Raw genomic sequence first — 14,994 nt, forward strand, 5'->3', positions numbered from 1 at the left:
CCGTCTTCACTCAAGACAGCCTCTTATGACGCGCCGCGTCCGGCGCGGCGCAATTACACGGCCACCATTTTGCCCGATGCAACCGACTTGTGCGCGGCGACCGTTACTTCGACGGCCTTCAGTCCGTCGTATCCCGTGATGGCAGGGTCGCGGTGTTCGTCGATGGATTGAGCGAAATCGCGCACAAGTCCCGTGTCGCAATTGTCGCCCCAGCCAACCCACGTGCCCTTCATGTCGTCATCGCTGTATACATCAAGTTTCTGGTTGAAACCGTCGACAGACACATTGCCCTTTTCGCCGATGAACTCCAGCGTGATATCGCCCCACGTTGCGAAGCTCTTGGGGCGGTTCCAACTCGCGATATGCGAAACCTTGACGCCGTCTTCCATCTCGAAGTGCAGGCTGCCAACGTCGTCGGTCGCGATGTCGGGTTTGATGAGCTTGCCATTTTCGCAGTAGACCTTGACGATCTCCTTGCCCAAAATCCACCGCAACAAATCCGCCACGTGGACCGTATGGTCCATGGTCGCGCCGCCGCCAGACCACGTGGGATCGGCGAACCAGCCACCCGGATAGCTGCCGTTGTTCGTGCACGCGGCTGCATAGATCTTTCCGTATTTGCCGGCGGCGATGTCATCCTTCACGGCCTTGATCGGGGTGATGTAGCGGCAGGGGAAGGCTGTGCCGAGCCCGACGCCCTGCTTCTTGCACAAGTCGACCATCGCTTTCGCGTCTTCAACGGTCGTCGCGAGCGGCTTCTCGCACAAGATCCACTTGCCCGCCTTTGCGGCCGCTTCGACCATGGCGCGATGCTTGACGTTCTCCGAACAGACAACGACACCTTGCACGTCCGAAGCCAAGAAGGAATCGAGATCGGCGATGAACTTCGTACCGTACTGCTCCGCGGCGGCCTTACCGCGAGCCGGATCGTCGTCCCACACGGCGGTCAGGGTCGCTTCAGGCAACGCGTTGATGCTGGCCGCGTAGCTGTAGGCGTGCATGTGGGCGAAACTCATGATTCCGATCTTGGCCATGGTCAATACTCCTTCAGGCGCTCTTCTCTTCACGGATGCGCCGCATTGTTCGAAAGAAGACTTGAATAGCAACGGCCACAAAGGGGCCGGGCACGGTTAACACAATCGTCCAGAGAATGGCGGCAATGAGCCGCTTGGTTCCTATCTCCGATGTCATGTCCAGCGGCAGGTTTCCCTCAATGAGACCGCGAACGTATTCGCCGTAACCGGAAAACCGGAGGGCAGGATAGACGCCGATAAACAGCGCCAGCAGCGCACCGGAGATTAGCGCGCTGGGCAGCTGGTCCTTCCAAGCCGACCGCATGAGCATGACGAAGCTCAACACCATACAAGCGCGCACAACCCAGTGAAAGGTCATCCAAGCTGTAGCGTACGACATCTTCGTATACCTTCGTCGGTATCCAGGAGCGGCGACTCCGCTCCCACATCCTAAAACGTTACCGGTTGACCCGTCTTGGCCGATTCAAGCGCACCAAGCGCCATGCGCACGGCCCAAACGCCGTCGTCAACACTCACGCGCGGCGTGGCGCCGCCTTTCAGCCAAGCGGTGAACTCCTGCCATTCCAGCAAATACGGACTCTCTGCGACGGGATTGCCCGGGATAACCAAGCCTGCTTTGCCGTCGCCGGAATCGCGCATGATCGCCGTGATGGGCACATCGTTGCTGTCGAACTGAATCATCCCCTTCTCGCCGCAAATCTCGACCTTCACACGGAACCCGGAAGGCTGCGCCCATGTGCCGGTCGTGCTGATTATGATCCCGTTCTGCATGCGGAACGTCACGACGGAGTAGTCAATCCCTTTGTTCAAGTGCTCGGGGATGTTCTGGCAGAAGACGCGTTCAGGATCGCCGAACATGTAGCGGTACCAATCGAAATCGTGAATGATGGTGTCCATGGTGACGCCGCCGCTTTGGGAATAGTCGCGGTACCATCCGCCTTCGCCGACAGGACACACGCCGCCACGGCTGGTTTTCACGAAACCGACCTTGCCGACCTTGTCCGCCAGGACTTGCGCGCGGATCGCCTCGAATTCCTGGAAGTAGCGGACGACGTGCGCAACGAAAAGTTTTACGCCGGCCTTATCCGCGGCGGACTGAGCTTTGGCGCATTCGTCGAGCGTGCGGCAGAACGGCTTCTCGCAGAAGATCTGCTTGCCCGCTTCCGCGGCGGCGATGACGTACTGCACGTGGGCGGGCGTCGGCGTCAGTATCGCGACCACATCCACATCCGCGCGCTTGCACAGCGCGAGGCAATCCGTCGTGGCTTCAGCGCCGTATTGCTTGGCGAGCGCCTCGGCGTTGGCTTTGTTGGTGTCGCCGCAAGCCACAATGCGATAACCGCACTGCGCCGCAAGCGGGGCGTGGTGCCGCCCCATGATTCCGCATCCGACGATGGCAAGGTTCATACCGCTTCTCCTGCGCTTCTATCGCCCGCGAGGGGCGCTGGTTGCTGTCTTCGTGCTACAACGCAAGCATACTGCGTTGCGCTGCGCGAATGTGCTCGAGCATGGGCTCCATCCCGTGCTTGTACCCAAAGTACTCGGCGGTCAGAGCCCGATTGTAATCGATCCCGCGCAACGCTTTCATAACGGCGGGCCAGTTCACGTCGCCCTCCATGAGCATGACGAATCCATCGAGGGTGCCGACCCCCGCTCGATAATCCTTGAGATGAATCGCGCGGATGCGTTGGCCGAGGATCTCAATCCACTGCTCGGGATATCCGTAGAGCACGATGTTGCCGGTGTCGAAATACGCGCCGACGTATTCGCTATCGAATTGATCGATGAAGTCGCGCATTTCGACCGGACTTAGCAGGAACTTGTTCCAGACATTCTCAATCGCCAACGAGACTTTCAGCCTTTCGGCCGTGGGCGCCAGATCCTGAATGCACGCCATGGCATTCTCCAGGGCTGCGTCATACGGGGTACCCGGATCGCACATCCCCGGCACAACGAGCAACGCGTCGCATCCCAGCCACTGCGCGATCTGCAACGCGCGGGCATTTGCTTCCTTGGCCTTGTCGCGCTCCGCGCGGTCGGCGGACGTCATCTTGTACTTCCACCCCATGCCCGATGCGAGGCTGCACAGAGCGATGCCCTCCTTTTCCGCGTGCGCGCGGATAGCGGATGCTTCTTTCTCGGAGATGTCGAGCGATGTGGGTCCTTCGTCGCCGACGCAAACCTCGAAGGACTCGAATCCAAAGCGCTTCGCGGTTGAAATGCAGTCGATGGCGCTCAGATTCGCCGGAAATGCCCACTGATTGATGCCTGGTAACATACGCTGTCTCCCCCGTTGCGTTGGGTGGTGGGTGATGGCAAGTAGCTAGTATAGCGCTTGGCGAGGTGAAAGGAGCAAAAGAACTCAAAGGTTCAAGCAAGTTGATATCGAACCGGACGACTTGATAGGTTCCTGCCTTGGTGTCTCTGTTCGGGCTAGGGTACGAGGGGCATGACCACAAACACATCGGGCGGTGAGGACGAAATGTCCGCAACCGTGGCGAACACTCCGTTTTTCCCCGCTGCGACCATAGGAGATGCTTCCACCTCGCAATACTACCAACCAGAATTGGATTGGTTGAGATTCATCGCGTTTCTCGCGGTTTTTGCGAGCCACGCCTACTTTCGGCCTGATTCCCCCCTGCCAAGTTGGACGGCGCCGTATCCGGTCGAGGGGCTACTCATGCCGTTTGTGCGTGCGGGTGGATATGGCGTGGACCTCTTCTTTGCGCTGAGCGCATTCCTGATTACGAAACTCCTCCTGTTAGAACGAGAGCGCACGGGAAGAATACACGTAAGTCAGTTTTACCTCAGGCGAATCCTGCGAATCTGGCCACTGTTCTTTACATCTGTTCTCGCTATGTATCTTATCGACAGATTCGTGCGCAACTTGCCGACCGGTTATTACGGGGCATTGGCCGTTTTCGTGGGAAATTGGTTTGCCGTATACAACACCACCGCCCTCAGGACTCTGGCGCTACCTATGTGGAGCGTCTGCATCGAAGAGCAATTTTATATTCTGTGGCCTCATCTCGTGCGTTGGACGAATCCCATCCGCTTTGTAATGCTCATGGGTGCTCTCCTCACTTTTTCTGTGCTCTACCGGACGATGTATGTAATGGGATTGCCACCACACGCGGATTCGGTCTGGATGAATACGCTGACTCGGCTTGATCCGTTCGCGCTTGGTGGTCTGCTGGCCATCGTGTTGCACAAGCGAGACATCGTTCGCAATCGCATTCAGCGCGCACTCATTCTGGCGGCAAGCATCGGGCTCTTCTGGTTCCTGGGGAACCACATAATTTGGATAGGGACCGAACCCGCTTCCATTTGGTCCAGTCCTATTTCTTACTTGCTTGCGGCAATGGGGAGCGTTCTACTTCTTACGGTATTTGTCACGCTTCCCCCCCGCAGCTCGTACCCGCCTTACCTTAATTTGCTCTCGTATCTCGGAAAGATCTCATATGGCCTGTATGTCTTCCACTATCCAAGTCTTTACTTAACAGACTACTTCGTATCCGACGCCGTATCATCCGGTCCATTGGCGTTCTGTCTTAACGCGGGCACGGGCGGTCTGCTGACGTTTATGTTGGCGGCAGCTTCATACAAATGGCTGGAGAAGCCATTTCTCAAGCTAAAGCGTCGCTTCACGTATGTGGATTCGCGACCGGAGTAGTGAAAGCGGTGACAGCTTGGGGTCCTTGCTCCAAGAATCACCTAATCTTGAACGATGAAGCGGGCGAGATTAGTCTTTCGGTGAATCTTTAATGAGCACGGGCACGAGTTCTTCAGGGGAGTACAGTACATGATGGGGACAAGCAGGCTCTTTACGGTATGGGTTGCGGCGCTGGCGGTGGCTGGCGCGTGCCACGCGGCGTCGCTGAAGATCCAAGATGACCGCATGGCGGAAGTGGACGGGAAGCGTACATTCATTCTGGGGTTGTATGGTGCGCCAAAGGGGGATAGTTCGCTGGACCAAGCAGCGGCAGCCGGATTCAATCTGATCAACGCGCAACCGGACAAGGGGCAATTGGACACGCTGCAAGCGAAAGGCGTGTGGGGATGGATTAACACAGGCGCGGCGATTGACTTCAGCGAAGCGCGTGAAGATCGAGAACAGCAACTCCGCAAGCTCGTAACGGACTTTGGCGGGCACCCCGCGATGTTGGTCTGGGAAGTGCCCGACGAGGCGCTGTGGAACGTGTGGTACGGCGCGAACCAATGGCGCATGGGTGCGGAGAGGTCGCAGCTCAAGCAGGCGATCGACGCGCTCACCGACGCCGAACTGCAAAAGAAACTGCTTGCAGACCGCGACCGCGCCGGACAATTGTACGGCGAAGGCAAGTACGCGGAAGCCGAGCAGGTCACCGATAGCATTTGGAAAGCCCTCGGCAAAGAACAGCCACAGCCCGGACTAAACCTCTCGAACGCGCCGGAGCGCGCCACCAAGATGGCAAACGGCATGATCGAAGGCTACAAACTGCTGCGTGAAATCGACACCAATCATCCCGTGTGGATGAACCACGCGCCGCGCAACACCATCGAGCAGTTGGCCGAGTTCAATCGCGGGGCCGACATCGTAGGTTGCGACATTTATCCCGTGCCGGCGCGCGTGGGCGGACATTCCGATTTGATGGACGTGACCGTTACCTCCGTTGGGGGGTATACGAAGCGCATGCAAGACGCCGCGCCCGGCAAACCAACGTGGATGGTGTTGCAGGGATTCGGGTGGGCGGATCTCGGCGAGACGAAGAGCGATCCGAAGCGCGACGAATTTCGGCGTCCGACATTCGATGAGTCGCGGTTCATGGCCTACGATGCGATAGCAAACGGCGCGCGCGGCATTCTGTACTGGGGCTCCGCGTATATCGAAGCCGACTCGCAACTGTGGGCCGATTTGCAGAAGCTCGTGCGCGAATTGGCCGATCGCCAGCCGCTGTTGTCCGCGCGCGAAGCGACATTGCCTATTCGAGTGACCACGGCGCAAACGTGGGGCTCGCAAGACCGCACTATTCGGATTGTCCCCAAACAAGTTGGCGACACGGTGTCGTTTATCGTCGTGAACGAATGGCGCGAACCGCTGACCTATACGATCGCGGGCCTCGAATCGCTGAACGGCGTGACATACAGCGACGGCCCGGATATCACCGCGACCGTTACCAACGGCTCGTTAACGCAGACGATCAAGGGTCAGAGCGTACACGTGCTGGAACCGGGCGCGAAATAGACGCAGTGCATACGTAACCGGGATGACCTGCTCCGAGCCAACCGTCCCAGAATTGTGTAAAGGCGGAAAGCCGGATCTTCGCGGAACACGGCTGGTAAGAGAATCTTTAGCGTGCGAGGGCGCTCTCGCCAGGCTTCGCCTTCCCCGGCATTGGCAACAGTGAAGTCATTCCGGAGATCCCTGCCTGGAGCCCGGGGAGGCTGCTTTCGCTTTTGCTCGCTTCTCGAGAATGCCCAGGACTGCTGCCACGACAACAGAAACCGCGACTCCAGCCAGAAATCCGCCAATCATGTCCCAGTTTACGGTCCATCTTCGGCGGCTAGCGTACTTTTCGAGTTCAAAGCGCCGTTCGTACATGCCATTGAAGACATTGCGCGCCGAACTGGCCATTTCCGGATAGGGCTCATCGGCGACGGTAACGAAACCGATGTTGTAGTTCTCGCCATCGTACCAGCGTCCAGTGACCGGGTCGTCGAGATACTGAAACCAGTGGCAGCCCACGAATGACGGATTCTCAAGCACGCTGTTGACATACCGCTCGAAGGACGCCGCGCGCTCGCCCTGATTGACGGTATCGACGAGACCCGTGTGGAACATGCCGCGGTCGAGCGCACCGAAATGAAACTCGCCGATCATGAGCGGCTTTCCCAAGTACGTGTACGCGTCAGGGGGGAGTTCGCGGTAATAGAGATCAAAGCTCACGACATCGGCGACGTCGGCACAAGCACGCACGGCCGGATCGGGCATGACGCAGAAGCGGCAGCCCAGATAGAGCTGATTCGGCGCAACCTTCTTCAACGCGGTGTTAACGATCTCGAAGTACCGGTGCGCAAATGCGTACAGGTAAGCATCGAGGTCCGCTTTGCATGCGTACGTACGGTTGGCAGGGACACGCAACGAATCCCAATCGGCGGCAGTTGTCTCCCACGCCTTGTTCAACGAGGCTATATCGCCGTACCTCTGCTTGAGCAATTCGATTTGCGCGACGCGGCACGGCTGATCGGGCGGACTCGCCAAGGTCCCTGTTACGACATTGTCCCACGAGATCTCGTTGTCCACGAAGTAGCCGATGCATAGCGGATTTGCGGCCCACTTTTGCACCGCGGGCCCTATGCTGCTTTCGACGGTCTCGGCAAAGGACGGCGCATAGGCGTCGACCACTTTCGACCAATACCCGCCGCCGCCTTCGATGCGCTGGAGACCGCCGTGCACGCTCACCGAGACGGTGAACGGCATAGGGCTGTTTTCCAGCACGTCCGATTGTGACCAGTTGCCGATGGTGTTGAACCCCCAGTCCTTGAGCCGGGCGTACGCGGCCTCGCGCCATTTCAACCGCCAGTCTTCGTCGTACTTTCGGATGAGATTGGCTCGATAGAAATTGAACGTGAGCCCTTTGCCCCCTACGGTATCAGCCATGCTGTGCGCGCCCTCGACGCGCTCGTAACAGACTCCGTAGAGGGGGTCGTCCTCCGCGGGGAGCCATTCAAACCAGTTGGGGCGCCGATCGACAAAGGTCTGTTCCCCTGCAATGACGCAGTCCATGCCTGCCGAGAAAAAAAGATGACCTTCCGGAGTGATCAGCCACCATTTACCGTCCAGATAATCGGTGCGAAACCAACCGGTGGCCCTTCGTTGGGGTCCGCCCGCCCATCCGCCGAACCGGTCGCGCCGCTTAATCGCAGGCTGGCGGTTCCTCTTGTTGGATTCGCGTTCCGCGTTTGTCTCGAGCTCGCGAACGTCGCCAGCTTTGCCGGGCCAGTCGCCGTGCCGGTATTGGCCGAAGCGGTCCACAAAAGGAAAGGGGATTGCCGAAGCTTTGAGCAGGGATTCGCCGTAGAGCCGGACATTGTCAATCAGAAGCGTGTGCTCCGTCTTGGGCTGGGGCAGGAAGACTTGATACGCCACAATCTTGCTTGCGTCTATGTTTTTGCCGTTGCCCAGCGGCCCAACGACCGGGATGCCGCGCATGCCCCAAAAGGGTCCCGCGTCGGTCGGCCGGAACATCGCTCGCAGCGTGGTCCATTCTTCCGGCGGGGCAACACCGTCTACGGTAACGAATCCTCCCGTATCGGCGTCCGCATTGTCCACGCGCAGGGACACCTCCACGGACGCCGCCTCGGGGTTGTACACATCCACTGCGAGACCCTTCGACTCGCTCCAGTCCCATGGGTCTCCGTGATGCGTGAACGTCACATTGGGCCAATCGACAACGCTGAAATGCACTTCCAGAACGCGCTCGCCTTCGTGTCGCGCAATGGATGCCTCGACGTGGTTTTGCGTTATCGCCGTCGGCAACTCAGGGCCGTCGAACGTCTCGATAGGTCTTTCCTGTGCGATGACGGCCGCCGCAGAAATCGCGATAGGCATAAGTAATCGCAAAACCACGCTACTTCTCCCTGTATGCACTCGCATTTACGACAAGCGACAGATGAGATTTATGGCCCCGCCGGAGTCTCTCCGATCGGTCTCCGGTATTGCCCAATTGCCTCCTAGTTGCCGAAGCGCCGTTGATACATTTCATTGTGCACCTTGCGCGCGGCGCGGACCATCTCCGGGTATGGGGTGTCGGTGACGGTGAGGAAACCGATGTTGTAGTTCTCGCCGTCGTACCAGCGCCCGGTGATGGGTTCGTCGACGTATTGGAACCAGTGGCAACCGACGAACGACGGGTTGTCGATGACGCTGTTTACATAACGCGCGTAGGCGGCCGCGCGGTCTTTCTGGTTGCGCGTGGCGACGAGTCCCGTGTGGAACATGCCGCGGTCGAGCGCGCCAAAATGAAACTCGCCAATCAGAATGGGCTTGCCCAGGCTGTTGCCGCCCACGTACTCATCCTTGCCGATGCTGCTGCGATAGAAATTGAAACTCACGACGTCGACGACGTCGGCACACGCCCGGACGGCGGGTTTGGGCGCGGAGGAGAAGCGGCAACCCAGGTAGAGGTGATTGGGCGCATAGTTCTTCAGCACGGTATTGATGGTCTCGAAATACCGGCGTCCAAACGCATACACGAAGTCGTCCAGGTCGGCTTGGCACGCAAAGGTGCGCTTGCCGGGAACGCGCAACGAATTCCAATCGGCGGCGCTCGTATCCCACGCCTTGTTGAGCGACGCGAGATCGCCGTACTTCTGCTTGAGCATCTCCACGTGCGCAATGCGGCAGGGTTGATCCGGCGGACTCGCGAGTGTGCCGACTTCGATGGCTTCCCACGAGATTTCGTTGTCGACGAAGTAGCCGATGCACAGGGGATTATCCGCCCACTTCTTTGCCGCCGGGGCAACGCTCTTCTCCACCGCGTCCGCGAAGGAGGGGTCGTAGGCGTCGGCCATCTTCGCCCAGTACCCGCCGCCGCCTTCGATCCGGCGAATGTCGCCGTAGATGCCCGCGGTTGCCGTGAACGGCATCGGGCTATTCTCAACAACGTCATGTTGCGCCCAGTTGGCAACGGTGTTGAAGCCCCAGGACTTCAAGCGCGTGTACGCCGAATCGCGCCAAGGCGCTGAAAAGTCCTTGCCGTATTTGCGGATGAGATTCGCTCGATAGAAGCTGAAGGTCCGGCCCTGTCCGCCGATGCGCTCCGCCATGCTGTGTGCGCCGGACACCTTACCGTAGGCAGCGCCAAAGACCGGGTCATTCTCGGCAGGCAGCCATTCGAACCAGTTATCACGCTGTTCGACAAAGGTCTGTTCCCACGTGCCGACACAATCCATGCCAACGGAAAAGAACAGGTGCCCCTCCGGCGTGATCAGCCACCATTTGCCGTCGACGTTCTCGGTGCGAAACCAGCCGGTGGCTTTCAGTTGCGGGCCATCGGCCCAGCCCCCGAAACGGTCGCGCTGCGGCATGGATTCGTGCCGTTTCCAATCGCGCGCTTCACGTTCGGCACTCTTCGCGAGGCCGCGCTCGTCCTTTATCTTGCCGGGCCAATCCGCGCGCTTGTATTGCCCGAAGCGATCCACAAACGGAAACGGTATCGAAGCGCCATCTAGCGTAGACTTCCCGGCCAGGCGAATGTTGTCGATGTAGAGCGTGTGTTCTTCCGCCGGTCTCGGCAGAAAGATCTGGATTGCCACGATACACGCCGGATCGATGCTCTTCCCCTTGCCCAACGGGCCGACGCCGGGAATGCCGCGCATGCCCCAATACGGGCCGGAATCGCTCGGGTTAAACAGCGCGCGCAGCGTCGTCCACTTGCCCGGGCCGGCGGAAGTCTGGGCCGTCACGCAGTGGTTCTCGCCGTCGGCCCCCGCGTTGTCCACGCGCATGGACACCGTTACCGGCAGGTCCTCGGGGTTGTACACGTCAATGGCGATTCCCGATGCCTCGCTGAAATCCCACGCACCTTCCCTCGGCGCGAAGTAGACATTGGGCCAATCGCTCTTCTTGAAACGCACTTCCAGAACGCGCTCACCTTTCACACGCACAACGGACGCGTCGACGTTGTTCTGTTTCAACGTCGGCGGAAGCGCGGAGCCGTCGAAAGTCTCGATAGGCTTCTCCTGCGCAAACGCTCCCATTACGCCAACCACTGCAATCGCCACAAGACGAAGCATGCTTACTCTCTCCCGTCGATATACGCGAACGTCTTCGAACGTCCGATTGTGCGCGCGCCGTATGTTCTGCCGGTTCTTCAAAGCAACGTGGCGAGAGCCGTCGCCGCGTTCGCGGTGGGGTCGTTGGGGAAGGCGCGAAGACCCGCTTCTCGCACACGCCGCCTGCCTACCTCGTCCCTGAATACGTGCTCCAATCGCTCCACCAACTCTTCGTCGCTCACCGATTCGCCGAGCCCCAGATCGAACGCTAACCCATCGGCGGCGAATTGCACGGTCTCCGTGGCTTGGTCCTCGTTTTGAGAGACAACAGCGCAGGGCAGGCCCAAGTACGCCGCTTCATACTTGGTGAGACCGCCGCCGCAAATGCAGAGATCGGCATCACACATCGCCGCGGCAAGACTCGGCAGTTGCACGTCCACGCGGTCTCCTTCCCGGAGCACACGTCTCAAGCCGTCGAGGTCTTCGTAACTGGCCCCGACGACAACATGCAACGCGCCTTCGTAGTTCGATGCGCGCAGCATTCGCGCAACGCGAAGCGTGAGGTTTTGGCGGTCGCTGCCGCCGATGCACACCAGCACGTGGCGCAATGCGCCCTTCGCGGGCACGCGCTTCTGCCGGGCGGTGCGCAGTGCCCGGCGGACCAACAGATATTCCAGCCCTAAGAGCCAACGCTTCGCGCTGCCGCGATACGGAAGCTGCGTCGCGGCGACCCCGAAGTTGAGTACCGCAGTGCAATCGTAACGGTCGAGTCGCGCAAAATCGTCGATAACCACGACGGGCACACCCGCCGTTCCAAGAATGGACACGTCGTGCGAGTCCACGGCATAGCTGTCGACGACCAACGCGCACGGTTGATGCGCGACTAGCGCGCGAACCAGCGCGGGACGGTCGCATTCGCCGAGCGTCGAATCGATTGCCTCATACGCGAATCCGGCCTGCTGAATCAGGTCGGCCGCTCCGGCCTCGAGCTTGCCATGAAACAACGAACGTTTGCCCTGCTCCTGGAACGCTTCCGCAAGCGCTACACACCGGCTCACATGGCCCAGGCCGATCTCCGGCGTGGCATCGCACAGAAAGATGACAGGCGGTGCGTCCGTCATCGGTAAAGCCTGTAAGAGGCGCATGCCCCGCGGGAAGCGATTAGAAGGTCGTCAATACTACTCATGAGAAGATCCCCTTGGGAAAGATCATACCCACTTGCAGTGTCATTCGCACGTGATTCGGCTTGTCGATTCTTATTGTGCCTCGCGCAATGGTTCAGCGAACCCGCTGGCGCTGAATCACGTATCGCGCGCCGGGCTTCGTGGCGAACTCGACGACACTAGGCTCGACAGCGGTCAGTCCGGCCACCGGCGAACCGTCTTCGTTGAAAACGGCGATCGGCTCTTTCGCGCGCACTCGGCACGGTAGGCCCGCGAGCGAAAGGATCGACGCCTCGGACAACTTCGCATTGTCCCACTTCATGCCCACTTCGAAACCGCCGCGCGCGCGCAAGCCTTTGACTTCGCCCTTGGCCCATTCCGCTGGCAATGCGGGCAGCAGGCTGACTTCACCGGCGTGGCTCTGCAGAAGCATTTCCGCGATACCCGCCGCGCCGCCGAAATTGCCGTCGATCTGGAACGGCGGATGGTTGTCGAACAGATTCGGCAGCGTGCATTTCGCCAGCAAGGCCTGCACGTTTTCGTGGGCCGTTTCCGGTTCTTCGAAGCGCGCCCAGAAGTTGACGATCCACGCCCGGCTCCATCCTGTATGCCCGCCGCCGTGCGACAACCGGTATTCGATGGATTTGCGCGCGGCCGCGGCAAGTTCCGGCGTTCCGCGCAACGTGATCTGGTTGCTCGGGTGGAACCCGTACATGTGCGACATATGGCGGTGGCCCGGCTCGGGTTCGTCGTAGTCTTCGATCCACTCTTGCAGACGGCCCGTCTTCGCGCTGATCTGCAGCGGGGCCAGCCGCTTCAAGGCGTCTTCGAGTTTGGCGCGGAACTCCGCGTCTGTGTCGAGCGTCTTGCTCGCCTCGATGCAGTTCGTGAACAGCTCGTGAACGATCATGAGGTCCATTGTCGCGCCGTAGGTGAACATCGACTTCGTGCCGTCGGGTTTCTGAAACGTGTTTTCCGGCGAATGAGACGGAGACGTCACGAGACGCCCCTTCGGGTCTTCCACGAGGAACCCCAGCACAAATTCCGCGGCCCCTTTCATAAGCGGATAACCCTGCTTCGCCAGGAAGTCCTTGTCGGCGGTGAACAGGTAATGCTGATACGGATGCTCGCACAACCATGCCGCGCCCATCGGCCAGATTCCCCACACGCCGTCGGCGGGCGCCGTGAATCCGAAGAGGTCACTGAGGTGATGCACGACCCAACCGTCGCACCCGTAATGCACCTGCGCGGTGTGATGACCCGAAGGCACCAGCGAATCCATGTAATCGAAGAGCGGCGTATGGCATTCGGGGAGATTGCCCACCTCCGCGATCCAGTAATTCATCTGCAGGTTGATGTTCGTGTGGTAATCGCTGTTCCACGGCGCGTCCATGTGCTGACACCACACGCCCTGCAAATTGGCGGGCAGATCGCCCGGGCGCGACGAACCCATCAGGAGGTACCGTCCGTATTGAAAATACAGCGCCGCCAACTGCGGGTCATCCTCGCCGCGTTTCACGGCGGCAAGCCGCTCATCGGTCGCCTTGTCGGCATGGTTGTCCGCGCCCAATTGCAGCGAGACGCGGTTGAACAGCGACTGATGTTCGGCGATGTGCGCGGCGCGCAGATCGGCATACGGCTTTACTGCGGCGGCCAAATAGTCGCGGCACTTCTGACTGGCATCGCCCCCGCCGTAATTCGTCGCACCCGTAATGAGCAGCGTCACCGCGTTCGCATTGCGTACTTCGAGCACGCCATTTTCGTTGACCAGCTCTCCCCCATCGTTTACGGCGAGCACCTGGCATTCGAACTTGATGCCCACGGGATTGCCCTGCTCGTCCTTGGGATTCGCGATTTGACCGCTCAACACGAGACGATCCTTGCCCTCGCTCGAACACGCGGCATCCTGCTGCCGCGTCAACGTGGTCTTAAAGCTGACGGACTTCTTCTTGCTGGCTTTGATGCGCACGACGATGGCCTGCGCGGGTTTCGAAACGAACACCTCGCGCGTGAACGTTACGCCGCGGTCTTTGTACTGCGTGGTCGCGATGCCCGTATCCAGATCGAGCGACCGCGTGTACTTGGAGACTTCCGTTGTGGCAGGGAATTCAAGGAAGAGATCCGCGAGCGACTGATACGACTTGATGCGCTCCGGCACGCCCAGCATCGTCTTCTTTGCGAGTTCCGTGGCTTCTTCATTCTTGCCTTCGAAGAGCAGACGCCGCACTTCCGGCAGGGCTTTCAAGGCTTCCGGGTTGGTGGTGTCGCGGACCTGGCCGTCCCACACGCTTTCCTCGTTGAGTTGGAGACGCTCCTTCGGCACGCCGCCAAAGACCATCGCGCCCAGCCGCCCATTGCCGGCCGGCAACGCCTCCTCCCACACGGTCGCCGGCTTGCGATACCACAACGTCAACGGCCCGCCGGGATTCACGGCGGATTCCGGTTTTACGACCTCGCACGACGCCAACGGAGGCAAGAGCTCCGCGTTCTCCTTCGCCGCGCCCAGCACACAACCGAACAACGCCACCATGATGGTCAGGTTCGACATGAGATCCCCCTCCGGATTGTACTCGGCATGCTACCACCCCGGCAGAAGAGGGAGCAATCAAGGGAAGGACATCGCGTTGCCGAATCGCAGCCGAGGGCGGCTGCGCCACATTGACTGTCATTCTGAGTCCGCCTGAGGCGGACGAAGAATCTGGCTTCAAACCGGATTGGTACCGCTCACGAGCATGCGCCATAACAAGGGAAATGATGCTCAAGCGTAGTCGTGTATCGTGTGGCAGGCATCTTGCCTGCCGAATAGTCCGAGCACGAAGAGGCAGGCAGGATGCCCGCCACACATTGGCGCTAGGCGGCTGCGGGGAAGATGGCTTTCAATGCAATGAGGACGAGGTTGACGTCGGTGAGGAGTTGGATGGCGGCGACGACGGTCAGGACGAGGATGACGCGGTTGAAGACGGTTTCGGAGACGCGGTGGTGCATCCATTTGCCGAGGGCGGAGCCGAGGGGTATTAGGGGCACAAGCACGAGGTCGAAGA

General features: G+C 59.7%; 11 protein-coding genes. 2 read left to right on the top strand and 9 right to left on the bottom strand.

Annotated elements, in window-relative coordinates; genetic code table 11:
• Window positions 1-53: 53 nt before the first annotated feature.
• Genes K1Y02_04725 through K1Y02_04740 form a run of 4 tightly spaced genes read right to left on the bottom strand, consistent with a single transcriptional unit; the run spans window position 54 to window position 3,312 of the window.
• Complete coding sequence (locus K1Y02_04725; GenBank protein MBX7255648.1) at window positions 54-1,034, bottom strand: Gfo/Idh/MocA family oxidoreductase; 981 nt, start codon at window positions 1,032-1,034, stop codon at window positions 54-56.
• A gap of 13 nt (window positions 1,035-1,047) precedes the next feature.
• Window positions 1,048-1,413, bottom strand: a complete 366-nt coding sequence (locus tag K1Y02_04730) for a hypothetical protein (protein ID MBX7255649.1) — start codon at window positions 1,411-1,413, stop codon at window positions 1,048-1,050.
• A 50-nt stretch (window positions 1,414-1,463) separates the two neighbouring features.
• The gene (locus K1Y02_04735; protein ID MBX7255650.1) at window positions 1,464-2,441 is read right to left on the bottom strand and encodes a Gfo/Idh/MocA family oxidoreductase; all 978 of its coding nucleotides are present in this window, start codon (window positions 2,439-2,441) and stop codon (window positions 1,464-1,466) included.
• A 55-nt stretch (window positions 2,442-2,496) separates the two neighbouring features.
• Window positions 2,497-3,312: a sugar phosphate isomerase/epimerase gene (locus K1Y02_04740; GenBank protein MBX7255651.1), complete on the bottom strand. Its 816-nt coding sequence runs from the start codon at window positions 3,310-3,312 to the stop codon at window positions 2,497-2,499.
• Window positions 3,313-3,483: 171 nt separating this feature from the next.
• Between K1Y02_04740 and K1Y02_04745 the strand changes: the two genes are divergently transcribed.
• Both K1Y02_04745 and K1Y02_04750 read left to right on the top strand, forming a co-directional pair.
• Window positions 3,484-4,707, top strand: a complete 1,224-nt coding sequence (locus K1Y02_04745) for an acyltransferase (protein ID MBX7255652.1) — start codon at window positions 3,484-3,486, stop codon at window positions 4,705-4,707.
• A 129-nt stretch (window positions 4,708-4,836) separates the two neighbouring features.
• Entirely contained in the window at window positions 4,837-6,258 is a 1,422-nt protein-coding gene (locus K1Y02_04750) for a hypothetical protein (GenBank protein ID MBX7255653.1), read from the top strand.
• A 165-nt stretch (window positions 6,259-6,423) separates the two neighbouring features.
• Here K1Y02_04750 and K1Y02_04755 read toward each other — a convergent pair whose 3' ends face one another.
• The 5 genes from K1Y02_04755 to K1Y02_04775 form a co-directional block, all read right to left on the bottom strand.
• Window positions 6,424-8,643 carry a beta-galactosidase gene (locus K1Y02_04755; GenBank protein ID MBX7255654.1) on the bottom strand — a complete coding sequence of 740 codons (2,220 nt, stop codon included), beginning with the start codon at window positions 8,641-8,643 and terminating at the stop codon, window positions 6,424-6,426.
• A gap of 104 nt (window positions 8,644-8,747) precedes the next feature.
• The gene (locus K1Y02_04760) at window positions 8,748-10,811 is read right to left on the bottom strand and encodes a beta-galactosidase (GenBank protein ID MBX7255655.1); all 2,064 of its coding nucleotides are present in this window, start codon (window positions 10,809-10,811) and stop codon (window positions 8,748-8,750) included.
• A 77-nt stretch (window positions 10,812-10,888) separates the two neighbouring features.
• Window positions 10,889-11,911 carry a UDP-2,4-diacetamido-2,4,6-trideoxy-beta-L-altropyranose hydrolase gene (gene pseG / locus K1Y02_04765; protein MBX7255656.1) on the bottom strand — a complete coding sequence of 341 codons (1,023 nt, stop codon included), beginning with the start codon at window positions 11,909-11,911 and terminating at the stop codon, window positions 10,889-10,891.
• 157 nt (window positions 11,912-12,068) lie between these two features.
• Entirely contained in the window at window positions 12,069-14,501 is a 2,433-nt protein-coding gene (locus K1Y02_04770) for a glycoside hydrolase family 95 protein (GenBank protein ID MBX7255657.1), read from the bottom strand.
• 302 nt (window positions 14,502-14,803) lie between these two features.
• The coding region (locus K1Y02_04775) for a hypothetical protein (GenBank protein ID MBX7255658.1) at window positions 14,804-14,994 on the bottom strand (191 nt) is incomplete at its 5' end.

The organism is Candidatus Hydrogenedentota bacterium (genome assembly GCA_019695095.1).
Taxonomy (GTDB): Bacteria; Hydrogenedentota; Hydrogenedentia; order Hydrogenedentales; family SLHB01; genus JAIBAQ01.